A 25,277-nucleotide genomic window follows, 5' to 3' on the forward strand; every position below is an offset into this window, starting at 1 on the left:
ATTAACCAACCGATGTAACCGAATTATCCTGCTCGGCACTGTCGTCATTTACCACATCTGGTTGAGATTTTTGCGCAAAATCTGCGCGGTAGACATCCGCACCAAAGGTCGTCGCCCCCGCCGTTTGCGGCGCGATTGGCAGTTTGCCTTCGGATTGGGCCTGTTCGATGATCTGGCGTAGACCTTCGGCAAAGGGCACGGACGGGTAGAAGCCCATCTTGTTCTTGCCCTTGCTGACATCGTACTGCTGAACATAGCGACGCCAGACGCGTGTGCGTTCGGGTTCCATGTCGTCGGGCGAGGCCTTGCCGATGTTGATACGGGTCATGCGGCCCATGTCGCGATAGCTGATCACATCGGGGCCTGCGACGTTGAACGTCTCGTTGCGGGCACCCTCGTGGAAACAGGCGCGCATGATCGCCTCGACCGTGTCGTCGATATGGACGAACTGGCGCGGCTGTACCCCGCCCTCGCCCTTGCCGAAATCGGGTTCGGGCGCGTTGCTGCGCACCATCGGATCGACCATCGGATCGCCAATCCCGTAAACCAGCGCGAACCGCAGGATCGCGTGATCATAGCCGTCCTTTTTGCCGTAATGGCGCACAAGGTTCTCGCCGCCGATCTTGGTCATCCCGTAATCGGCCAGATCGTGCCCCCCGTCCACGCGCAGGGCGTGGCTCTCATGGATGGGCCATTCCTTTTCGGTGAACTGGTTCTGATAGGCCGCGACCGAGCTACAGAAAACAAACCGTTTCAGCGCCTTTTGACCCGAGCACGCGCGGATCAGGGCATGGGTGCCCTCGACGTTGGTTTCGCGCAGATCCTCAAGCGTGCATGCCCCCGCCAGACGCGCGGCCATGTGCAGAACGATCCCTGCCCCATCGACCAGCTGTTCCAGCTTGTCCACATCGTCAAGCGTGCCCTCGATCACCTCAAGGTTCTCATGGGGCGGAATATCCCCCGTCGTTCCGGGCAGGGTCAGCAGGCGCATCGAATAGCCCGCCTTTAGCAACTCGGGCACCAGATGGCGACCGATGTAACCGGTGGCACCGGTGGCCGCGATATCGACCTTTTTGTTGGGGTCTTTTTCCGGCGCAGGCGGCACATAGGGCACGTGCGAGGGATCGCCGAGGAACACCTCGGTCCCGCCATCGGGGTTCTCGACATATTCCCAGCGCGAGGCGAATTTCGCGGGCGACTTGCCGCCAAACACGTTGGCGGTGCCCACGGCCAGACCCTTGGGCGTCGAAACCATCGTCCGACCACCATAGTTATAGGGGTTGTTCATGCCGTTGATCGTGACGGGCATCCAGTTGACGCCATCCTTGGTGCGCCACATCTCGAACCCGCCGCCGACTTCGGCCAGATGCTCATAGCTGAGACCGTTCAGCAGTTTCTTGGCGGTGGGCGACGGACGGTGGGCGTATTGCAGGAACACCGACCAATCGAAGGTCGTGGTGTAGAGCCACCCGTCATGCACGCACATGCGCCATGTATAGCCCGAAAAGATGTTATCGAACCCCGGCCCGATCCCCGACAGCGGGTATTTCATCCCATCAGGGGTTTCGCGCGGGTTACCGATCAACAGGTCCCAACTGCCATCGGGCCAGATGCGGATCACCTCACCCGCCGCCGGACCGACCAGATTGGTGCGATCATAGCCGCCGTTCTGGATCGAACTGCCGACGTAAAGGGCACCGTTGAATTCCACCATGCCCATGGCGATTTCCGACAACGGCCCGCGATAGGCCCCTTTATCGATCACCTTGCGCCATTGCAGCGGGCCATCGCCACAGGGCGGCGTGGTCCAGATCTGATAGCCTTCATAGTTGTTGAACGTGCCGGCGTAGAGCTGCCCGTTGGCAACCGTCATCATAAAGATGCCGTTGTTCGTCGGATCGCCGAAGCCGAGGTCACAGGCGACCTCCCAATTGCCGGGCTTGGGATCGTTCGAGCGCATCAAAACGCCCGTCCGGTTCGAGTTGAACTGGATCCCCTCGCCCGCGGGCGGCGCATAGAGATAGCCGTCGAACGCCACCAATTCGCGGAAGGTCGAGATGTTATCGTTGCCGATACCCGGCTCACACGCCGGTTCGAAATTCAACCCGTCCTCGGAGCGCAACACATGCGCCGCACAGCCGCGCAACACCGTCGACATGGTTGACGCATAGAGCATCGGTTTTTCGTCCGATTTGCCCTGAAACACGGTCATACCGCGATAGCCCAGATCGCGCGGGGCCGGTTCGCCGTGTTTGCCGGGGATCATGGGCGAGCGATACGCCATTTCCCATTCATCCGTTTCCGGCGTCCAGCGCCAGATCTGTCCTTGCATGTCCAGATCCTGCACCTTGGGCGGCACATCCACGGGCCACGGGTCCAGTGCGGGCGGATCAATCGGCGGGAAAAGTTTCAGCAGTTTGAAAGAGTTACGGGTCATCCCGCAATAGAGACGCCCCTCGTACCAGCCCATGCCATGGACATACGCGTTCGCCGGATCGCCGATACCGTTTTTTGCCAACTGCCGGAAATTTCCGGCGGTCATTGCCGGTCCCGCTGTCTTGTCTGTCACGCTCTGCTCTCCACCTCTTGCCTGCGATATGGCGGGGTTTTGGTCCCGCGCTCAGGCAACTTCCAATCTCTACCACGCCCCTTAGGGCAAACGTTGCACAGGGGTTTTGGCCACCTGCGCCTCAATCGGGGCCTCAAGCGCCCCTAAAAATGCGTCCGGTCGCAACAGCGGGAAATAATGCCCCGCCTTGGGCACCTCCATCGGGTGCGCGTCCGGTAAAACCTTGATCAACTCATCGCGACTTTCAAGGTAGCGGGAGCGCGCCCCATAGACCAGCTTTACCGGTCGTGTGACGCGACGCAACTTATCCCGCGTCAGACCCTCAGGGTCGCGGAATTCCGCGTGCGCGGGGGTGCGCTCCATCAACTCACGCCACCGGCGCATGGCCCGAGACGGGCGTTGCCGCCCGCCCCCGCCGGCCTGAAGCCCCGCAAACGCACCGGCACTGGCCGCCGCGCCGCCCATGGCGCCGGGATTGTCATCCTCGGCGTCCAGCAGTTCCTCAAAGAACCCCTGTGCCACGCGGGGCAATTCGCCCTGCACCTGAATGCCCCGTTTGGACAACCGCCCGCGCAGGGATTCCCACGCGGAATTGTCGTTCAACGGTGGCATTTCCTGTAGCGACGGCACCCATGCATCGGCCAGCGTCAGGTTCTCGATCTTGTCCGGCGCCTTGACCGCAAGGGCCAAAGCCACCGCGCCCCCGAAACTATGCCCTATGACATGCGCCTTTTCGATACCCAGATGCTCCATCAAGGCCGCAACATCCTCGGCCAGATCGCAGGCGCGATAGCCGTTGCCGGACATGGCCGAAAACCCGTGCCCGCGCAGATCCAATGCCGTCACACGGTGGTTTTCCGCAAGCTTGGGCGCCACGCGGAACCACCAAAAGGCGATGTTGCAAAACAGACCGTGGATCAGGACCACATCGGGGCCTTGACCGGTCTGTTGGAAGTGGATCACCTGCCCGCGCAGGGATGCTCTGGGCATAATCGCCGTCCCTTACAGGTACCCGAGCGATTTCAAACGCTCTTTGATCTGCGCCTGTGCCTCGGCGTCCAAAACGGTGCCGTCTTGCGTGCCGCTGCCCTGTTCGGTGTCGCTATAGCGCGGGGTGTTCTCGGCCAGATAAGCGTCCTCGAACGTGGCCTCGCACAGCTTGCCCTCCATCTCGGACGGGATGTCCAGACCCAGCGAATAGATCGCGGTCGGGGCCACGTCGGCGATATAGAGCGGTTCCAGCGCCTTGCCCTTGGCCATGCCCGGACCCGTGGCGACGAAAATCCCGTCGGGGTGGTGGGTGGCATAGGGCACCTGGCGGTCCTTGATCGGCTGATCCGCACGCAGCACCGAGAGGAAGCTGAAATCATGCAGCATCAGCGTCAGATCGGGCGCGCGGTCGCTATAGGCACCGGGGAAGGCGTCTTCGCGTTTGAACACGTGCTTGATCACCGGCATGCCCGTATCGGGGTCGGTGACGGCCAGCAGGTCGGCGATCAACTGATCGCGGAAGGCCTCGTATTCGCTGGGCGGAACGCCCGGTTCGCCCGGTGCGTTGGCCTTGCGGATAAAGATCGCGTTGGACGAGGACGACAGGGCATAGGCCTTGGTCTTGTCCCAGTTGATCAGCGTGCTGGCCTCGGTGTTTTCGTCCAGCGCCACGCGGCCCTGATCGTCCATCGGCGTGCCTTCGACCCAATCCAGCAGGCCCTGATGTTCCAGCCATGTGTTGGCATAGAAAATCCGGCGCCCCGACCGGGTGAACCCGTGATCGGACACGATCATGACCTGCGCCTGCGGGCCGGCCTTGTCGATCATTTTCTGAACGTAATCATCGACATCGCGATAGTACTGCAGCACCAGTTCGCGGGTCTTGTCCGCCTCGGGGCCGGTGTATTGATCGCGGGTTTCGGGGTCGATCAGGTGCCAGCACAGGTGCTGAATCCGGTCGACACCGTCAAACAGAACGGCGGTCAGTTCGGACGGTTCTTCCTCGATCAAGGTCATCAGGATTTCGAACCAGCGGCGCTCGCGCACGATGTGGAAGTTGACCCAATCCTCAAGCTGGTTTTCCGACAGACCCTGCACGGCCTTGCGTTCGTGCTGCCAGTCGGTGGACATCTCGGAGGCCTTAAAGACGCCCTTTTCCTTGAGCATCTTGAACACGGGGCGCGGGTGGATCGCACGGCCCAGATAGGACCACGGCACGTAACCCGGGATCACCACACCGTCGATCGGTTTCGCGGGGAAAGTCACCGGAAAGTTCAACGTGGTCGCGCGCATGCCGCCGTTGCTCGCGATTTGCCAAATCGTGGGCACCATCACATCCGACGAGGTCGCAAGCGTATAGGTCGGTTTCGACCCGTCGCGATCCACGCGGATAAAGTCAAAAATGCCATGCGCGCCGGGCGTGCGACCAGTGGTCATCGTCGTCCACGCGGGCGGCGTCAGCGGGTGAATGGTGGACCGCAGAATGCCCCGCGCGCCCTCTTTCATGATGCGCCCCAGATTGGGCATGATCCCCTGCTCAACCAACGGGTCGAGCATATCATAGGTCGCGCCGTCCAGCCCGATCAGCAGTGTTTTGACTTGTGTTTTACCCATAATACCAATCCCAGATTAAGCCGAAGCCTTTTGGCCCAGCTCAACAACCGATTTCAAAATATCATCAACGCTCATATCTTTGAGCAAACGGTCCTCATCACGGACCTTGCGGAACAGGGCATCGCCCAGACCGTAGTGCTGTTGCAGCTCGGAAATCAGATAGACCAAGCTGATCGATTCCATGCCCAGATCCAGAATTTTCGCATTCGGATCGAGGGTCTCATCCTCCAGATCCAGATCATCGGCCAGATCTTCGAAAATTTCCTGCAGAACGCTCATTGCGTCGTCGTATGTAATGGCCATCCCAAACCTCTTTCTGTGATCACCGGCCGGATTTCCGGCGTACTGCCAAAGCGGCGACCATCTGCTCGCCACTGTTTTCTACTGTGTTCACGAAAACAAGAGCACCGCTTGATTTTTCCGTGATCTCGAACGTTTCGGGGTCGGTTTGTGACGGCTCTGCCGCAAAGCGGGCAAAGTCGCCCAAACCCACACCAAATGATTTTGCCGCCGCCTCTTTGGCGCACCACATCCGCGTGATGAACAGGTCGCGCGCCGCGCCCTCGGGCTGGGCGGCGATATGGGCCTGCTCGGCGGGGGCAAAGGCGGTTGTGATGAATGCCTCGCCGCGCGGGGCGATGGTTTCGACGTCGATCCCGACCCCGTCATAAAGGTCCGCATCCGCCGCCGCCGCCAAGGCAAACTCGCCCTTATGGGTGATCGACACATGCGGCGCACTGCCCCATGTCGCGGGCCAGATCGCGCCAAGGCGCGGGCCGTCGTCCTCACCCGGCGCGATGACCGAGACGTCGGCGGGCAGGATCGCGCCCTTCAGGAACCGGACCGCGTCCTTGGCCGCCACGCGACCGCGCAGCCATTCCCATTTGCGTTTCGCCGTTGCATCGCTAAGGGCGGCCCAATCGGCGCGTTCCTCGGCCGACAGGGTCAGGTTCGCCAGAACCTTGGCCCAGATGCCGCCGCTGCCGTCCAACAAATCCGTGCTGATCCCGTCCAGACGCGTCAGGCGCACGCCCTCGGGCAGATCGCCAAAGGGCGTAATCGGGGCGGACATGCTGTTGTTTGCGGGGTCCAGACGCGCGCGATAGAAATTATCGGGCAGGTTGAACCGCTTGTCCCACCAGCCCTCAATCCGGCATTGCAGGCGCCCGTCCTCAGTCACCACGTCGATATAGCTGCGCATCTCGTCTTCGCCGACCAGCGCAATGCCACACCGGCACCGCGCCCGTTCGCCCGGACCAAGGGGCGCGCGGAAAATCTCGACCCGTTCGACGCGGAACGGGAAGATGTGGAACGCCTCGTCCAACATTTCCGCCGACCACACGCCGACCAATTGCCCCACCGCGTCCAGCGTGATCGCATCGGTTTCAAACCGCGGCGCGTTGGTGGTGGTCAGCAGGCCCTCAAACGGCATCCCGCGCAACACGCCCTCGGCCCCGTCGGTCGCGGCCATGTCCATGTTTTCAACGGCTTGCAGCTTGGGTCCATGGAACATGATGCGCGAATAAACATCGTCCAGCGTCCAGTGACAATCGCGTTTCGCGCCATAGGACATCGGGTCGGCCTTGGGCGCGGTTGGCAGCGCGGGGCGCAGTTCCACGTCAGCCTCAACCAGAATGGGGCGCAGTTTCGGCCCCTCGGCGTCGCGCAGGCGCACGCGGATCACGGTCGGATCGCCCTCGCCCTGCAATTCCGCCGTGGCCTCAACCGCCAGAACCGGTTTGTCCAGCGCCAGCCAGCGCGACGCGCGCACCTCGCGCATGCCGGTGACGACCAGATCGGGACGCAATGCCGCCGCCGCCTCGGCCAAAATCTCCATCGAGAAGGTCAGCGGCACGACCGCCAGACCCTCAATGTTCGGGTCCAGTTGCGAAATGCCCCGCCCGAACGAATGGTCCTTGAGGAACGGCGCGCTCTGGGTGTCAAACCGGATTTGCGCGGTCAGGCTGACGTTATCGGGCGACCGGTCAACCGAGGCCAGCAGCGGGAACCGCGTCCCCGCCGTCGGCGCAGCCACGGACGCAGGGGCCACGGGGGCCGTCGGCGCGGGGGCGGCGTCACTTGAATAGGCCCCGAAATAGGCCTGCATGATGTCGCCCTCGGTCGAGACGAACCGTTCCATCGTGTCGAAATAGGACGCGACGACAGCCTCAACGCCGGTCGGGGCCGGTGTCTGGTTCGGTGCGGGCACGGGATCGGGTTTCGGCGTGATCACCTCGGCCTTGGCCGGTTTCGGCGCGCGCTTGGGCATCTCGGTCAGTTCCATCGGCTGAATGCCCATTTTCAACACCTGCGGACGGCGCGGGCCCTTGGGTTCGGGGCGATCCACCAGTGGCGCGGCAATGGCCGACAGGTCGAAATCGACGCCCTCGACCGCCAGTTGGGCGGCGAAATGGTTGAACTGATCCAGCCCCGTGCGCCCCGCCGTGTCGACGGACAGCGACAGATGCGCGTCACGGCGCAGGATGTCGTCGACAAAGGACGCCAGATTGTTGCGCGGCCCGCATTCGACGAAAATCCGCGCGCCATCATCATGCATCTTGCGGATGGTTTCGGTGAACCGCACGCGCCCCGCCCATTGATCGGCGGTCAGTTTGCGGATCGCGTCGGGCGCATCGTCAAAGGTGCCGGTGCTCAGGCAGGAATACACCGGTGCCTCGGGCGCGGCGATCTCCATATCCTGCAGGAAGGTGTTCAGACGGTCGGTGAAGCCTTGGAACGCAGGACTGTGATAGGCGCGCTCAAACGGCAGAGCCTCGGCAAAGCCACCCAGTTCACCGGCGATCTTCAGAACCCAATCCCGCGCCTCGGGCGAATAGGCCGCGATGACCTTTTGGTTCGGGCAGTTGTCCATCGCCAGATAGACGTCGTCGCGAGTCGACAGATGTTCGTTCAGCTTGTCCCCATCGACCGCACCAATGGCGATCAGGGTGCCCCATGTGATCACCCCGTCGCCCGACATCACCTCATAGGCGTCGTTCAACGCGCGCATTTCCGATTGCAACTGTGCGGGATCGTCGCGCCGCGTCACACCGGCGGCGTAAAGGGCGCTGTATTCACCGGTCGAATGCCCGACCAGCATATCCGCCGACAGACCGATCTGATCATAAAGGGCGGCAACCGCTTGATTTGCAGCGAAAATCGCCTCGGGCCCGATGTCCATGCGCCAGATCGATTGGCCCTCGGACGCCTCGGTCGGCGGAGGGAAAAACACCTGACTGGGCAACAGGTTGCGCGGGTGATCCTTGAACGCGCCATCGACCAGATCGAACCAGCCGCGCATCACAGGAAAATGCAGCATCAATTCGCGCAGCATTCCGATATGCTGGCTGCCCTCACCGGGGAACATAAAGGCGACCTTGCCCTCACGGGCCAGAGGTTCGGCGGTCAGGTAAACACCCTTGCGGTCGCGCAGCTTGGTCTTGCCCTTGGCCAGACGGGCGGCGATTTTGTCCAGCTTTTCAACGGCATCCGCCACGGAGGTGGCCACCACGGCCCCACGCAGATCGCCGTCGCCCAGTTCGGCATTGGTGGCGCGGGCGATTTCGGACAGATCGGCGCCCTCAACCAGGCGCGCCTTGACCGCGTCGATGCGCGCCACCAGACCCGCCTGATCGGCGGCGTCAATCGCGATGACCTCACTGCTGCGGGTTAACAGGGGCGCGGGCTCAGCCGCGCCGGTATATTCCTCTAGCACCGCATGGGCGTTAATCCCGCCAAAGCCGAACGCGTTCACTCCCGCGCGGCGCGGCGTGTCTGCCCCGTGAATCCACGGGCGCGCCTCGGTGTTCAGATAGAACGGCGACTGGTCCAGACCCAGTTTCGGGTTCGGCGTATCGACCAGCGTCGGCGGCAAGGTTTTGTGATAAAGCGCCATCGCGGTTTTGATCAGACCCGCCGATCCCGACGCAGGCAAACAATGCCCGATCATGGATTTCACGGCCCCAAGGGCGCAATCGGGCGCGGTGCTGCTGCGGCCCCCGAATTGGGCCGACAGGGCCTCAACCTCGGTCGCGTCGCCGACGGAGGTCGCGGTGCCATGCGCCTCAATCAGACCGACGGTTTTCGGGTCGACATTGGCGTCCTCATAGGCGCGCGACAGGGCAAGGCCCTCGCCCTCAATCCGCGGGGCCAAAATGCCAAGCCCCTTGCCGTCCGAAGCGACCCCGACCCCACGCACCAGCGCATAGATACGATCGCCCGCGGCCTCGGCGTCCGACAGACGCTTGATACAGAGCAGACCCACGCCCTCACCCAACAGCGTGCCATCGGCCTCTTCGGAAAATGGCTTGATCGAGCCCTTTTTGCTAAGCGCCTCAAGCTGGCAGAAAATCTGATAGATCGGCGCAGGTGTGGAGGCATGCACGCCCCCCACAATCGCCATGTCACACCGCCCGTCACGCAGGTCCACAACCCCGCGTTCCAGCGCGATCAGGGACGAGGCACAGGCCGCATCGACAATGTAATTCGTGCCACGGAAATCCAGACGGTTCGAAATCCGCCCCGTCACAAGGTTCGGCACCAGCGCGGGCGCAATTTCCGCGTTGAACGGCGGCAGCGATGCCTTGAGGGTCTTTTTCACCTCGGCCAGCTCTTCTGGCGCGGTGTCGGGGTGCAGCTGTTTCAGGATTTGCAAAAACCGGTCGACCATGATCCCGTGCTGCACCACGCTGGTAAAACCGCGGTTGATATAGGTCCCGCGCCCTAGGATCACCGCCACACGGTCGCCGGGCACGGGGCGTTGATCGAACCCTGCGTCCTCAATCGCGTTGGCCGCCATTTCCAGCGCCAGAAACTGATCCGGTTCACCGCCGTTGATCGCGGTCGGCATCACCCCGTGGCGCAACGGATCGAAGGTCGCCAGATCGCCAAGGAACCCGCCCTTGGTCGTGTAAACGCGGTCGTTTTCGGAACTGTCAGGGTCCAGAAACAGGTCGCCGTGCCAATCGGCGGGCGCCTCGTCCACCGCATCCACACGGTCGAGGATGTTTTTCCAAAACGTATCCTTGTCGGGCGCCTTGGGATAGACGCCCGCCATGCCAACAATGGCAATCGGTTCGTGGTCTGCAGTCATCTGTTCGTCGTTCTGTCCAATGGACCCCGTCATTCCGCCGCCTCACGCGACCGGTCAGTCGCGTAGGTGGTGCGGTAGAGTTCATCGTCGTCTTCCCACGGGCCACGGCCCCAAACGACCTCGGGTTGGGTGTCGTCGCTGTGGGTGATTTCGAACGTGCAGGCCTGAACGCCCAGTTCCGGCGGGATCGGTTCGATCCGCATCTCGGCGAACTGCGCCTTGATCTCGTCGTTGACCATGCCGCCGCTGTCCCACGGGCCCCAGCTTGTCGCCTTGATCACACCGGGCCAGCGCGCGTTAAGAAGGCGCGCCAGTTTCGACACGGTTTCATTCGCCGCGCCGTAATCGCCCTGCCCGCGGTTGCCAAACCGCCCCGCGACCGAGGTGAAGAACACCGCGAATTTCAACGTCTCGGGGTTCAGCGCACGGGTCAGCGTAAACGCGCTCTCGGTCTTGGTGCGCATCACGCGATCAAAACTGTCGACCTCTTTGTCGAGGACCAGCTTGTCCTCAATCACACCCGCACCATGCAGCACGCCGTCGATTTTGCCATAGCGCGTGGTGACATCCCCGATCAGCGCGGCAAAGCCCGCATCATCGCGCACGTCGCATTGCAGATACTCGACCTCGGCGCCCAAGGCCGTCAGTTGCGCCATCGCATCGCGGATTTCGCGCGCTTTGATGACACCCCAGAACTCGGCCTCGACCGCTTTGGGGTTCAGGGGCTGACCGCTTTCCTTAGCTGCCGTGATCAAGGCTGCCTTGATCTGTTTCTCATCCGTGATCCCCGCGACATGGGCGGGTTCACTGCCCACCGGCACGGGGGACGATCCCAGCAGGACAAAGCGCAGTTTCGCGCGTTTCGCCATGTCACGGGTGATCTTGGCGGTGATCCCGCGCGCGCCACCGGTGACCAGAACCACATCGCCATCGACCAACGGATTCGCACCCGCGCCTGCCGTCGGAACCTTGATCAGTTCCGCAAACAGACCCACACGGCCGCCTGCCCCATGGCCGATCTCGGTCAGGCCATCGCGGCGACCGCCCTCGGCCATCAGGATTTCGGCCCGCGTCGCCGGTGTGATCTCAGCCGCGAAATCGACCGCGCGGCAATGGGCATGCTCCCATTCCTTGGCCACGGTTTTCAACAGTCCGGGCGCGCCGCCATCGGCAGGGCTCAGAACCCCCGCCCCGTCAAAGCCAAACGCGCCGCCCATGGCCGTGGCGCACATCACCACGCCATCGCCGCGCTCGGAAATCACCGGACCCAGCGCGTTCAGCAGGCTATAGAACCCACGCGTCGCGCGATCGACAGAGGCGGTCCATTCGGCCCGTTCCATCGCATCGAAATCGGTCGTCTCGGCCAAGGGCGCACAGTGGATCAGACCGGCCACATTCGTGCCCAGTTGCGCCACGGTCGCGCGCAGGGCCGCGTCATCGGACATCTGTGCGGGGGGGATCAAGGTGACCTCACCGCCTTGGGTGATGATCGCGCCGGCCACGTCGCCGGCCACGCCGGTTTCATCGTCGGTCAGAACATAGGTCGCGCCAGGCGTGACCCAGACCTGCGCCTCGGGGTAATCCAGAGCACGGGGAGCCATCACAAACCGCGCGGGCCAATCGGCAAACTCGGGCAGATCGGCGGCGGGCGTGCTGTCCACAGCGGCCAGCGGCGTCATCGCCACAGGCGCGGTGCCGGTGAATTGCTCGGCGACCTCCATGAACTTGGCGACGATGCCACGCACCGTTTTTTCGCGGGATACGGGACCCATCTGTTCGCGCGCGGCCTCACCCGCGTCGGCCAGAAGATCGCCGCGCAACGCGCCAAGGATTTCGACGCGCTTGATGCTGTCGATGCCAAGATCGGCCTCTAGGTTCAGGTCGAGGTCCAGCATATCCGTCGGATAGCCGGTCCGGTCCGAAATCAGGGTCAACAGGGCCGATGTTACGCCGTCCTCGGACAGGCCAACGTGGGCCGGTGCCGAGGCTGCAACGGGGGCCGCAGCAACCGATGCGGCGGCGGCGGTCGGCGCGAATTGCTCGGCGACCGCCATGAACTTGGCGACGATCCCGCGCACGGTTTTTTCGCGGCTGACGGGGCCCATCTGTTCGCGCGCGGCCTCACCCGCGTCGGCCAACAGATCACCGCGCAGCGCGCCAAGGATTTCAACCCGCTTGATGCTATCGATGCCAAGGTCGGCCTCAAGGTTCAGGTCGAGGTCCAACATATCGGTCGGATAACCGGTCCGATCCGAGATCAGCGTCAACAGGGCCGAGGTCACACCATCCTCGGACAGGCCAACGGGGGCCGGTGCCGAGGTTGCGGCGGGGGCCGCAGCAACCTGTGCGGCGGCGGTTGGTGCGAATTGCTCGGCGACCTCCATGAACTTGGCGACGATGCCACGCACGGTTTTCTCGCGGGATACGGGGCCCATCTGTTCGCGCGCGGCCTCACCCGCGTCGGCCAGCAAATCACCGCGCAGCGCGCCAAGGATTTCAACCCGCTTGATGCTGTCGATCCCCAAATCGGCCTCAAGGTTCAGATCGAGATCCAGCATATCGGTCGGATAACCCGTCCGATCCGAGATCAGTGCCAGCAAGGCGTTGGTCACCCCATCCTCGGACAGGCCAACGGGGGCTGGCGCGGCCACGGGGGCCGCGACCGGTGCAGGCGCGGGGTCCACCGCAACGGGCGCAGGTGCCGGAGCAGGCGCGGCAACAGGGGCCGGAGCCGCAACCGGAGCCGCAGCAACAGGCGTCGAAACCGGCGCGGGCGCCGCGGCGGGCATCGGCATGCCGGCGGGCAATTCCTGACCGCTGGTCCCCAGCCAATTCATCATCACCGCGCGGTTGTTTTCCAAAAACTGCGCCATCAATTCCTGATGGCGGCGCATGATGTCATCGGACACAGGTCCCGACACGGGCGCGCCCTGAGCGCGCGCCACAGGCGTTGCGGGGGCCGCCGTCGCAGCCGGTGCAGGGGCCGCAGCGGCCGGTTGGGCCACAGGTGCGGCGGGCGCGGGACGTTCGGGTTGGGACACGGGATCCTCTTCAATTCGGGCAGCAAAACCACGGCGCGCCGGTTGCCCGTCAATCGGGCGGGCGTTGGCCGCATCAATCATCCATTTCATCGCACGACGCGGATCGGGGGCCTCGCTGAGGTCCCAGGTTTTCACGTCGATCTTGGCCTCCACACGGCCTTCAAACACCCGCGCAAGGTTCAGCGGCAGACCCGCCGCCATGGCCCCACCCAAGAGGCAGAGCAGCTGTTGCGCGCCGGGGCGACCTTTCATATCAGCGCTCAGCGACAGGTGTTCACGATCCCCCAAAATACGGTCGGACAGGCGCGCCAGAACGGCCCCCGGCCCGATCTCAAGGAACAGGCGCACGCCGCGTTCATAAAGGGCCTCAATCCCGCCGGTGAAATTCACCGGATCGGTCAGGTGGCTGGCCAGTTGGGCGCGCACGCTGTCGGCGTTATCGCCATAGGGCGCGGCGGTGGCGTTGCCGATTACGGGCAACGCAGGCGCGGAAATGGCGGCAGCGTCCAGAGCACCGGCCAACAGGTCCTTGGCGGGCGCAACACAATCGGAATGGAACCCACAGGCCACCGGCAGACGTTTCGCCGCCAGACCGGCCTGCTCTAGCACGGGCAGGACCGCCTCAATCGCGGGGGTGGGTCCGGCAATCACGGTCTGTTCAGGCGCATTCATGTTCGCCAGAGTCACACCCGAATTATCGGGCAGCGCGGCGGAAACCGCCTGTGGCCCCGCGTTGACGGCGGCCATCGCGCCAAGGTCATCGCCACCGGCGCGGATGATCGCATCGCCGCGCGCATGGGCCAGATGAACCAACGTATCGGCATCAAACGCCCCCGCCGCATGCAGGGCCGTGTATTCGCCATAGGAATGACCAATCGTGGCCGAGGCCGACAGGCCCATATCGCGCAGCAATTCATGCAGGGCGACCGACACCGCGCCAATCGCGGGTTGGGCCACATCCGTGCGTTTCAGCGCCTCAACCTGACGGGCCTTTTCCGCCTCATCCAGCGTCGGGCGCGGGTAGATCAGATCACCCAGCGGTTCGGGCGTTTTGTCCATCAGCGCGATCGAGGCGTCTTCGATCACCTCGCGCACCTCGGGGAAGAGCATCGCCAGATCGCCCGCCATGCCCGGATATTGCGAGCCCTGACCGGGGAAGAGGAACGCCACCTGATCAGCGTTCAGCGCAGGTTCACCGGCATAGAACGCGCCCATCGGGTCCAGCTGCGACAGGGCCTCACCGCCCTGCTCAATCATATCAATCGCGCGAAGGATACGGGATGCGGCGTCGCCCATCGACGGGGCCACAATCGCGAAACGCGCACCGGCGGCGGCATCATATTGATCTGCCAAAGCGGCGGCGACATCGGCCGCGCGCACGGACGCAGGCGCGGACGCCATGGCCGTCGCGGCGGCGCGCAACGCGTCCTGCAACGCGGGTTTATCGGCGGCGGAAAACAGATAGAGCTCATGCGTCCAGTTCTTGCGCAGGGGGCTGCGATGTTGGGGCAGATAGCCGCCGTCATATTCCTCAAGCACGGCGTGGAAGTTCGTCCCGCCAAAGCCGAACGCACTCACCCCCGCGCGGCGCGGGGTCTGGCCGTAATTCATCCACGGGCGCGCCTCGGTCACCACGTAAAACGGGCTCTCGGGGAAGTTCGCGCCAGGGTTCGGCGTTTCCACATGCAGGGTCGAGGGCAACACACGGGTATGCAGCGCGGTTGCGACCTTGATCATACCGGCGCAACCGGCGGCGGCCTTGGTGTGGCCGATCATGGATTTGACCGAGCCCACGCCGCAGAACTGTTTATCGTCGCGGAAATCGGCGAAGGTCTTGGAAAGGCTCTGGATTTCGGTGCGGTCACCGACCACGGTTCCGGTGCCATGCGCCTCAACCAGACCGACGGTCGCGGGCGACACGCCGGCGCGTTGATAGGCGCGGATCAGGGCGGTTTCCTGTCCTTCGGGACGCGGCGCGGTCAGCGACAGATCCTTGCCATCCGACGATCCCCCGACCCCGCGCAGCACGGCGTAGATGCGGTCGCCATCGGCCTCGGCCTGATCCATCTTGCGCAGGACCAGCATCGCCAGGCCCTCAGAAATCGCGATCCCGTCGGCGCCCGCGTCAAACGTGCGGCAGCGACCGCGTTGCGACAGGGCGCGGGTTTTCGAGAAGGCCAAGAAATCGAACGGATTCTGGAAACTGTCCGCCCCACCGACAACCGCCATGTCCGAGGTGCCGTTTTCGATCTCACGCGCGGCCATCATGACGGCGGCAAGGGACGAGCCACAGGCCGCATCGACGGTAAAGTTCACCCCGCCAAGGTCAAACCGGTTCGCAACCCGCCCCGCAATGACGTTCAACAGAATGCCCGGGAAGCTATCCTCGGTCCATTCGGGCAGGCGCGCCTCGGCGGTTTCGGTCATGCCGCCGTTGATCGCCGGCATGGACGAGCGCACGGCATAGCGTTGCCCCAGCGGCCCCGCACCACCGCCCACCCCGATGATCACCGAGGTGCGCTTGCGCAATTCCGGATCGGCGATATGGCCATCCTTGAAGCCCGCGTTTTCCAAGGCCTCACGCACGGTTTCCAGCGCCAACAGTTGCAGCGGCTCAATCGAGGGCATGGAGTTGGGCGGAATGCCGTATTTGATCGGGTCGAATTCCATCTCATCAAGGAACCCGCCCCAACGCGAATAAATCTTGTCCGGCGCGTCACGGTTTTCGTCGTAATACCGGCGCCAGTCCCAACGACGCTCGGGCACTTCTTCGATCGCGTCGATGCGGTCCAGAATGTTTTCCCAATAGGCGTTAAAATTCGCGGCCTTGGGCAGTTTGGTCCCGAAACCGGTGATGGCGATATTCGCGCCCGGCCCCTCAGCAATGACCGGCGCGACGCGCGGCTCGGCCACGGCGCGGTCCAGCACCGCACCCGAGGCGACGCAAATCCCGTCATGCAGATCGGCAATCGTGGTCGCCTGATCATGCAGGTTCGCCACCTGCCCGATCATGTAAACGCCCAGACGTTTTTGATCCTCATCCGAGACGGCGATCAGGCGCGGCGCGCCGTCAACCTTGCCGAACTCGGGGTTGCGATCCATGCCCTTGGACGCGATGCGCGACCGGCCCACGTTGAATTCCTCAAGCGCGTCCTTGATCGCGTCGGGGTCCATGTCCTGTCCACGCAGGTCGGCCTTGACCGAAAAGAACTCATCCACAATCGGGCTTTCAACCACGCGGGTCGCGTGACCGGGGCCGGATTCAAGCAGCATGGTGCGTGAAGATTTCAGCGCAAGCTGTTGATATGTAGGAAGAACCGCGCCCGCCTCAATCGCCTCTTTGGTCAGGATATAGGCGGTGCCGACGACCACGCCGATCTTGGCACCGCGCGCGGCCAACTCGGCACCCAACGCCGAGACCATCGCGCCCGACACGTCGTCATGAACGCCACCGGCAAACAGGATTTCACAGTCGATATCGCCCGTCGGACCATAGTGATCCAGAATGGCATCGACCGCCTGCTGCCACAAAACGGCGGATGTCCGCGGACCCACGTGGCCACCGCATTCACGGCCCTCAAAGATGAAACGACGCGTGCCGCTTTCCAAAAACAGGCTGACCAGCCCCGGCGACGGGACGTGCAGATAGGTCGGAATGCCCTGTTTTTCCAGCGACAGCGCCTGATCCGGACGCCCGCCCGCAATCAGGGCGAAATCCGGTTTGTGTTCCAGAATGACATCCGTCTGCTCGGCGCGTAGGTCGTCATCCACAAACCCAAGGATGCCAACACCCCACGGCGCATCGCCCACCTTGGCCTTGGTCGCGGCCAGCAGGTCCGACGCCGCGTCCTTGCGCATCAGGGCCAGTGCCAAGAACGGCAGTGCGCCGCCATCGGCCACGGCCTTGGCGAACTCTGCGGTGTCAGACACGCGGGTCATCGGCCCCTGAATGATCGGGAAACGGGTGCCGTTTGACGCGGCCAGCGCGCTGTTTTCCGATAGCGGTTTCGTCTCTTGCGCCAGTGCTACCAGTTCACCCGACTTGCGCGCAATCGCGTCCAGAGCCGCGCCAACACGGCCATAGGTTTTCGCAAACCGGTCGGCGAATGCGGCGTCCTGCCCGACCAGCCAGACGCTGGTCTCGGGCGCAGTCGGATCAACGGCGGCGTCCAGTTCCCGCAAGAAGGTCGCCGGATCGGATCCGGGAATATCATGGGCCTGCAACGCCTGCGCGGCCTTGTGATCGGCGCGCCAGAACACGCGGGTCGCAACGCCCACATCATGGCCCAACAGGTTGGTTTCGGACCCGTCCATGCGCGAAATCGCGCGGGCAATCGGGGCCGGCGTGGCGGCCTCGGGCATCAGGGCCAGTTGCCAATCCAGAACAACGCCCTGTGCCCCCGCAACGCGCAGCGCAGCCGCCGAATGCGGACCGACACCGCCCATGGCGATCACCGGCAGGGTCGTCTCGCGCACCATGCGCTGGGTCAGCAACAGCGAGGTCTCATCGCCGACGCGCCCGCCCGCCTCGTGACCCTTGGCGATCACGCCACTCACGCCTGCGTGCTCAACCGCAGACAGCGCCGTGGCGTCGGTCAGTTCGACCCAAATCTCGGCATCGGGGTTCAGGGTGCGGATATGGGCAACCGCACCATCCAGTGCAGAATCATCGTCCAGAATCAGCGCGACAACCGGCAAATCCGCCAGAATCGTCAGATCGGCGGGCAGCAAACTCTCAACCGCACCGGCCCGCAGTTTGACGCCCCACGATCCGCGCGCATGTTTTGCAAGACGAAGGATTTCGCGCCGCACAGCCCCGTCCGAGGCGCGCGAAAATTCCAGATTGAGCAAACCCGTGTGTCCGGCACGGCTTGCCGCAATCGCCACGTGCGAAGACAAATCATTCGCGAGGCTGGTTCCGAAAATGCGGAAACTGCGGCTTGGTGTACCCATTATAAACTCCTGAACTTGCCCAATTTTCCGGCAAACCCTGCGGCATAACCGGGCAAAAACCTCTAACCCTACAACGCAATCACGACACGGTGTCGGGCGGTCAATTCATGACCGTTTCCTGCCCGATAACGCCTGACGTGATCCCCATTTTTCCGGCCAAACTCATGATCACTGTTTTGTGAGCTTTGACCAGCTAAGACCCTGCTTCTGTTACCTTTACCTTACCGCCCTGCCCATGTGGCGGTCACACTTAGAACTCAACGAGACCACAAGGTCATATTTAGCATAGCAATCACATGGAAGTGTAACAAGTTGTATGGCCTTTTTGTGGCGCGGGCCCTTTTTGCAGAAATGCGCCCAATTATGAGGCACCTCTCCGTGGGTGTCTGCACGCGGAATGACCAAGTTTTGTTAGCCTTCCCATTTGCACCCCCTGTCGCGGCGCACCCAAAAGGGTACAGACACCGGGACCATCGGGCAAACAAGTCAATCACTTGTCTGTGTATCACGTATTTTACACTTTAACGAATTTTCTGTCGCAAACAGCGACCTTTCACTCACGTTAGCGGGATTTCTGAGAGAGGTTTGTCAATCGACCGACAAACTTGGGCGGCTTCCTCTGTCCACTTGGCCACATTTCGCCGACGCAGCATTTCCGCCACATGTCCCCTGCCCGCGGAATTTGCCCGATATCGCCTGCACACCGATCTGTGCATTAACGCGCTTGGCCATGGACGCGCTTGACAGTAGGTTGGCCATATTGACGCACTCTGATCGCCCGCACCCGTCAAAGGCACGGGTTTTCAATGCGTTAGACCAAACACCCATGGATGAGACCAATGGACCGCTCCACCTCTGCCGCGTTTTGGCGCGGCTTGCTTGATGTTTTGCCCTTTCTGCTGATCGTCGTGCCCTTTGCGGTTCTGTTCGGCGTGGTCGCGCGTGACGCGGGTCTGAACCTGTTCGAAGCGATGAGCATGTCGGTCCTTGTGATCGCCGGTGCGTCCCAATTCACCGCGCTGGCCCTGATGCAGGATAACGCGCCGATCCTGATCACCGTGGCGACGGCACTGGCGGTGAACCTGCGGATGGCGATGTATTCGGCGGCCTTGGTGCCCCATGTGGGCAAGGCCCGCCTCGGCACCCGCGCGTTGATTTCCTACCTGATGGTCGATCAGGCCTTTGCCGTCGCAGTCAAGAAATACGAAGAAACCCCCAGCATGACCCTGCCTGAAAAGCTGGCCTATTATTTCGGGTGCATGTCGATGCTGGCGCCGCTTTGGTACCTCTTTTCCCTGATCGGGGCCTTGGTGGGTCAGGCGATTCCGGCGGAACTGTCGCTCGATTTCGCGATGCCGGTGTGCTTCATCGCCCTGACCGCCCCCCTGTTGCGCAGCGCGCCGCATGTGGTCGCGGCGATTGTGTCGGTTGTGATGGCTGTGGCGTTTGCATGGTTGCCGTGGAACCTCGGTCTGTTGGTTGCCGCCGCCCTTGCCATGATCGCGGGCGCGCAGACCGAACTGTACCTCAACCGCAAACGCGCCGCCCAAGAGGTGACGGTATGATTGACACCACCACCTTCTGGACCGTCACCCTCCTGATGGCGATTGGCACGTTTCTGATCCGGTTTTCGTTTCTCGGCATCCTTGGCGGACGGGAATTGCCCGCGTGGCTGATGCTGCACCTGAAATACGTGGCCGTGGCGGTGTTTCCCGCCCTGATCACGCCGATGGTGATCTGGCCGGACGCCACGGGCGGCGCGATTGACCCTGCCCGCCTGATCGCGGCGGCGGCGGCGTTTCTTATCGGCTGGCGCTTTTCGGTTTACGGCGCGATTTTCGCGGGGATGGGGACGCTTTACCTAATGCAGTTCGTCTTGGGCGCGTTCTAAGCCTCTGTTAGGGCTTGCACATCGGGGGTCAGACCGGTTAGGGCCAAATGGTATACCATTTGACGACCGAGGCCCCCATGACCATTCCCGCCGCGCTGGACGCTTTGTCCGCCCTTTTGTCCGACCGTCTGGACACCGGCACCGCCCTACGTGAGCAACACGGCCAGAATGAGGGCTATTTCCCGATCACGCCCCCCGATGCGGTCGCCTATCCGATCAACACCGAGGAAGTCTCGGCGATCATGCGCATCTGCCACGAACACGGCTGTCCGGTGGTGGCCTATGGCACGGGCACCTCGCTTGAGGGGCATCAACTGGCCATTTACGGTGGGATCGCGTTGAACTTCGCCAAGATGAACAAGGTTCTGGCGATCAATGCCGAGGACATGGATGCAGTCGTCCAACCGGGCATCACGCGTGAGGACCTGAACACCGAGTTGCGCACCACCGGCCTGTTCTTTCCGGTCGATCCGGGCGCGAATGCCTCCATCGGCGGGATGGCGGCCACGCGGGCCAGCGGCACCACCGCCGTGCGCTATGGCACGATGCGCGAAAACGTTCTGGCGCTTGAGGCGGTTCTTGCCGATGGCACCGTCATCCGCACCGGCACCCGCGCGCGCAAATCCAGCGCGGGCTATGACCTGACCCACCTGTTGGTCGGGTCCGAGGGGACGCTGGCCATCATCACCGAACTGACCGTCAGGTTGCAGGGCCAGCCCGAAGCGACCTCGGCCGCAACCTGTTGTTTTGAAACCGTGGATGACGCGGTCAACACGGTGATCGCCACGATCCAGACCGGCGTTCCCATGGCGCGGATCGAACTGATCGACCCCATGATGGTGCGCGGGTTCAACGTCTATAACGGCAGTGACCTGCCCGAAAAACCGCATCTGTTTGTGGAATTCCACGGCTCGGAAACCGGCGTGGGGGAACAGGCCGAAACCTTTGGCGAGATCGCCGAGGGCTTTGGCGCCACCGATTTCAAATGGGCCACCAAGACCGAGGACCGCAACGCCCTTTGGCGGATGCGCCATCAGGCGCACCATGCGGCGGGGTCCCTGGAACCGGGCAAGCGGACCCTGACCACCGACGTCTGTGTGCCGATTTCCCGTCTGGCCGAGGCCGTGGGCAAGGCCGCCGAGGACAGCAAGGCGATGGGCCTGACGTGTGTGATCTTGGGCCATGTGGGCGACGGCAATTTCCACACCGGCATCCGGTTTGACCCCGATAACGCGGATGAACGCGCCCGCGCCATGGCGTTTAGCGCGCAGTTGAACGAACAGGCCATCGCCCTTGGCGGCACCATCACGGGCGAGCACGGCATCGGCATCGGCAAGATGAAATACATGCAGGCCCAGCACGGCCACGGCGTCGATGTCATGCGCACGATCAAGGTGGCGATGGACCCGACCAACATCCTGAACCCGGGCAAGATCCTGCCCCCTGCCGCCTGAGGTGCCGATGGCCGATCACACCCTTGCCGACCAGATCGCCGATCAACTGCGCCGCGACATCCTGCGGGGCAAGCTGAACCCCGGGGACCCGATCAAGGAACGCGACAACGCCGCCGAAATGGGGGTCAGCCGCACCCCCATGCGTGAGGCGATCCGCATTCTGGCCAAAGAGGGTCTGGTCACCCTGCGCCCCGCCCGCAGCCCCGTCATCGCCGCGCCCAGTGCCGCCGCCATCCGTGACCACCTAGAGGTGCTGATCGCGCTGGAAATCCTGTCGGGCCGTCTGGCCTGTGCGCGCGCCAGCAGCGACGAGATCGACGCCATCGCCCTGATCCACGACGAACTGGTCGATGGCTATGACGATATGGACCCGCTGGAGGCGTTTGAGCTGGACATGCGGTTTCACCGCGCAATCGCGGCGGCGGCGCATAATGACGCCCTGATCCACACGCATTCGGCCTATCTGGCGCGGATGTGGCGGGCGCGGTTTCTGGCGGCGCAATCGCGGCGCAACCGCGACCGCGTCCTTGGCCATCACGGCGAAATCGTCACCGCCCTGCGCGCCCGCGACGCCGAGGCCATCGCCCGCACAATCGAAACCCATCTGTCCGACCTGATGTCGGCCATTGATACTTAACCTGAGGGAAACGCATGAAACTTCTCCGCTATGGCCCCGCCGGTCAAGAACGCCCTGCCCTGATGGATGCGGACGGGATTGTCCGTGATCTGTCCGCCCATGTCAGTGATTTTGCAGGCGACACCGTCACCACCGCCGCCCTGTCGAAACTGGCCGAGATCGCCCCGACCACCCTGCCCCCCGTGGACAATCCGGGCCGGATCGGATCGCCGGTTGCGCGTGTGCCGAACTTTTTCTGCGTCGGTCTGAACTATGCCAAACACGCGGCAGAGTCGGGCATGGACCTGCCCACCGAACCGATCCTGTTCTCCAAGGCCGCCTCGGCCCTGTCCGGTCCCAACGACCCGATCATCCTGCCCCGCGGGTCGGTGAAATCGGATTGGGAGGTAGAGCTTGGCATCGTCATCGGCGCCCCCGCCCATTACGTATCCGAGGCCGACGCCCTGTCCTATGTCGCGGGTTATTGCACCATCAACGACGTGTCCGAGCGCGAATACCAGATTGAGCGCGGCGGCCAATGGATCAAGGGCAAATCCGCCCCCACCTATGGCCCCGTCGGCCCCTATCTGGTCACACCGGATGAGGTGGGCGATCCCCAGAACCTCGACCTGTCGCTGTCCCTGAACGGTGAGATCGTGCAGAACTCGAACACGTCTGACATGATCTTTGGCGTGGCGGAAATCATTTCCTACATGTCGCGGTTCATGCTGCTGCAACCCGGTGACGTGATTGCGACCGGCACGCCCTCGGGCGTGGGCATGGGCATGTCGCCGCAACGGTTCCTGCGCGCGGGCGATGTGGTTGAGCTTGAGGTCATCGGCCTTGGCCGTCAGCGCCAAGAGGTGCGCGCGTCCTGATCCCTTGCGCGGGCCTGTCCCTCAGGCCCGCAGCAAATCGGCGATCCGGTCCAGCGCACGTTCGATGTTGGCTAGGCTATTGGCATAGGAAAACCGCACAAAGCCCTCGCCCATGGCACCGAAACTGGTGCCCGCAACGGTCGCGACATGGCCCTTGGTCAGGAACAAATCCTGTGCCTCGCGCGCGGACATCCCTGTGCCGGAAATGTTCGGAAACGCATAAAACGCCCCCGCCGCATCGGCGCAGCGCACACCGGGCAGATCGTTCAGACCCGCGACGATGAACTGACGACGGCGGTCGAACTCGGCGACCATCTCATGTACCGCATCCATCGGGCCGGTCAGCGCGGCCAGACCCGCGAATTGCGCGGACGCATTCACACAGGAATGATCGTTGATGCACAGGCGCGTCACCTGCTCCACCAATTGATCCGGCCAGACCGCATAGCCCAACCGCCAGCCCGTCATCGCATAGGTTTTCGACCACCCGTCCAGCACGATCAGACGATCGCGGATTTCGGGATATTGTAGCAGGCTGACATGCTCGCGCCCGCCATAGAGCATCTGGCTATAGATTTCGTCCGACATCAGGGCGACATGCGGGTGGTCCTGCAAACCTGCGACCAACGCGTCAATCTCGGCCTTTGGCGTCACGCCGCCGGTGGGGTTGGCAGGGCTGTTGATGATGATCAAACGGGTGTTTTCGGTGATCTGCGACAGAACCTTTTCGGCGGAAAAGGCAAACCCCTGATCCTCGGACAACTCAATCGGCACGGGCGTTGCGCCGGCGTATTTGATCACCGATTCATAGATCGGAAAGCCGGGGTTGGGATACATGATCTCAGCCCCCGGTTCGCCGAACATCAGGACGGCAAAGAACATCGTTGGCTTGCCCCCCGGCACGACCACGACATTGTCGGGATGTACCGGTGCGCCGTGGCGGGCTTCCAGATCCTGCGCGACCGCCTCACGCAACTGGGGCAGACCGTTCGCGGGGGTATAGCCGTGATGCCCGTCGGCCAGCGCCTTGATCCCCGCCTGAACGATATGATCGGGGGTTTTGAAATCCGGCTGACCGATGCCAAGGTTGATGATGTCATGCCCCTGTGCGGCAAGCGCATTGGCGCGCGCCAGAACCTCAAACGCGCTTTCGGTGCCCAGACGCGACATGGATGCGGCCAGTTTCAACATGCGAAAATCCCCCCGTTCAAATCGGCAATGCCCGATGTATCGCCGATAAAACGGGGAAATGGTATACCGAAATGACCAATACGGGGATCAGTCCAGAGGGACCTCAATCGCCTTGATCACCGGCGGCGTGTCGGGGCGCACGCCGCGCCACCACAAAAACGCCTCGGCCGCCTGTTCGACCAGCATCCCCGCCCCATCGACGACCTGCGCCACGCCAAGGTCTCGCGCGGCCGCAAGAAATGGCGTCAGACCTTTGCCATAGACCATGTCATAGGCCAGCGTCACGCCCTCAAACGCACTGTCCGGCAGGGGCAGTCGATGACCACTTAGCCCGGTTGAGGTGGCGTTGATGATGACGTCAAATCCACCCGCCACATCGTCATAGGCACAGCCGGTGATCGGCCCGTGCGCGCTCAGACGTTCGGCAATCGCGCGGGCCTTACCGACGGATCGGTTCGCGATGACCAGTTCGCTCACCCCCGCCTGCGCCAAGGGAAGCGCCGCGCCACGCGCCGCACCGCCCGCACCGGCGATCAGAACCCGCTTGCCCGCCAAGGGGGTGTTCAGGTTGACCTCAATATCGCGCAGCAAGCCGATCCCGTCGAAATTCTCGGCCACGATGCGCCCGTCGATCACCGACAGGCAATTGGCCGCACCGGTCAGGGCCGCGCCCTCACGCAACTCATCAGCCATTTCATAGGCATCGACCTTGAACGGGATGGTGATGTTGATCCCCAGGCCACCGGCGTCAAAGAAATCGCGCGCCGCATCGGCAAAGCCGTTCAACGGGGCCGAAAAGGCCTCATAGCTCATGTCCTGACCGGTTTGCGCGGCAAAGGCCTGATGAATGACAGGCGATTTGGAATGGGCAATCGGGTTGCCGAAAACGGCATAACGGTCGGTCATAGGATCAAACCTTGGCGCAAAACAAACGTGTCACGGACCCAAATCCGCGCAGGGCGGGGTTAAACCACCCTGCGCGCAATTG

13 protein-coding genes are annotated in these 25,277 nt (G+C 63.0%); 5 read left to right on the forward strand and 8 right to left on the reverse strand.

From position 1 onward, the window contains the following. Position 1 precedes the first annotated feature (1 nt). The 6 genes from R1W00_RS00325 to R1W00_RS00350 form a co-directional block, all read right to left on the reverse strand. Positions 2-2,569 carry an NAD-dependent epimerase/dehydratase family protein gene (locus tag R1W00_RS00325; RefSeq protein WP_317260720.1) on the reverse strand — a complete coding sequence of 856 codons (2,568 nt, stop codon included), beginning with the start codon at positions 2,567-2,569 and terminating at the stop codon, positions 2-4. Between the two features lie 81 nt (positions 2,570-2,650). After that, complete coding sequence (locus tag R1W00_RS00330; RefSeq protein ID WP_317260721.1) at positions 2,651-3,559, reverse strand: alpha/beta hydrolase; 909 nt, start codon at positions 3,557-3,559, stop codon at positions 2,651-2,653. Between the two features lie 12 nt (positions 3,560-3,571). Next, positions 3,572-5,173, reverse strand: coding sequence for an alkaline phosphatase family protein (locus R1W00_RS00335; protein ID WP_317260722.1), 1,602 nt, complete (start codon positions 5,171-5,173; stop codon positions 3,572-3,574). A gap of 15 nt (positions 5,174-5,188) precedes the next feature. Then, on the reverse strand, positions 5,189-5,476 hold the full coding sequence (locus tag R1W00_RS00340) for a phosphopantetheine-binding protein (protein WP_317260723.1): 288 nt from the start codon (positions 5,474-5,476) through the stop codon (positions 5,189-5,191). Between the two features lie 19 nt (positions 5,477-5,495). Continuing rightward, the gene (locus R1W00_RS00345) at positions 5,496-10,265 is read right to left on the reverse strand and encodes a polyketide synthase (protein ID WP_317260724.1); all 4,770 of its coding nucleotides are present in this window, start codon (positions 10,263-10,265) and stop codon (positions 5,496-5,498) included. A 29-nt stretch (positions 10,266-10,294) separates the two neighbouring features. Then, positions 10,295-18,259: an SDR family NAD(P)-dependent oxidoreductase gene (locus R1W00_RS00350; protein ID WP_317260725.1), complete on the reverse strand. Its 7,965-nt coding sequence runs from the start codon at positions 18,257-18,259 to the stop codon at positions 10,295-10,297. Between the two features lie 830 nt (positions 18,260-19,089). Here R1W00_RS00350 and R1W00_RS00355 point away from each other — a divergent pair. The 5 genes from R1W00_RS00355 to R1W00_RS00375 all read left to right on the forward strand — a co-directional run bounded on the left by R1W00_RS00355 (position 19,090) and on the right by R1W00_RS00375 (position 23,098). After that, on the forward strand, positions 19,090-19,824 hold the full coding sequence (locus R1W00_RS00355; RefSeq protein WP_410901506.1) for an AzlC family ABC transporter permease: 735 nt from the start codon (positions 19,090-19,092) through the stop codon (positions 19,822-19,824). Beyond that, positions 19,821-20,150: an AzlD domain-containing protein gene (locus R1W00_RS00360; protein ID WP_317260727.1), complete on the forward strand. Its 330-nt coding sequence runs from the start codon at positions 19,821-19,823 to the stop codon at positions 20,148-20,150. Before R1W00_RS00355 ends, R1W00_RS00360 begins: the two co-directional genes overlap by 4 nt. Before the next feature lie 77 nt (positions 20,151-20,227). Beyond that, a complete protein-coding gene (locus R1W00_RS00365) occupies positions 20,228-21,604 on the forward strand; it encodes an FAD-binding oxidoreductase (RefSeq protein WP_410901520.1) in 1,377 nt (458 codons plus the stop codon). A gap of 7 nt (positions 21,605-21,611) precedes the next feature. After that, on the forward strand, positions 21,612-22,241 hold the full coding sequence (locus R1W00_RS00370) for a GntR family transcriptional regulator (protein WP_317260729.1): 630 nt from the start codon (positions 21,612-21,614) through the stop codon (positions 22,239-22,241). 14 nt (positions 22,242-22,255) lie between these two features. Beyond that, entirely contained in the window at positions 22,256-23,098 is an 843-nt protein-coding gene (locus R1W00_RS00375) for a fumarylacetoacetate hydrolase family protein (RefSeq protein WP_317260730.1), read from the forward strand. Positions 23,099-23,119: 21 nt separating this feature from the next. Here R1W00_RS00375 and R1W00_RS00380 read toward each other — a convergent pair whose 3' ends face one another. Together R1W00_RS00380 and aroE are read right to left on the reverse strand one after the other, a co-directional pair. Beyond that, entirely contained in the window at positions 23,120-24,289 is a 1,170-nt protein-coding gene (locus R1W00_RS00380; RefSeq protein ID WP_317260731.1) for a pyridoxal phosphate-dependent aminotransferase, read from the reverse strand. 87 nt (positions 24,290-24,376) lie between these two features. After that, positions 24,377-25,195 carry a shikimate dehydrogenase gene (gene aroE / locus R1W00_RS00385; protein ID WP_317260732.1) on the reverse strand — a complete coding sequence of 273 codons (819 nt, stop codon included), beginning with the start codon at positions 25,193-25,195 and terminating at the stop codon, positions 24,377-24,379. Between the last annotated feature and the right edge of the window lie 82 nt (positions 25,196-25,277).

Source organism: Rhodovulum sp. FJ3 (assembly GCF_032918305.1).
Classification (GTDB): Bacteria; Pseudomonadota; Alphaproteobacteria; order Rhodobacterales; family Rhodobacteraceae; genus SAT37.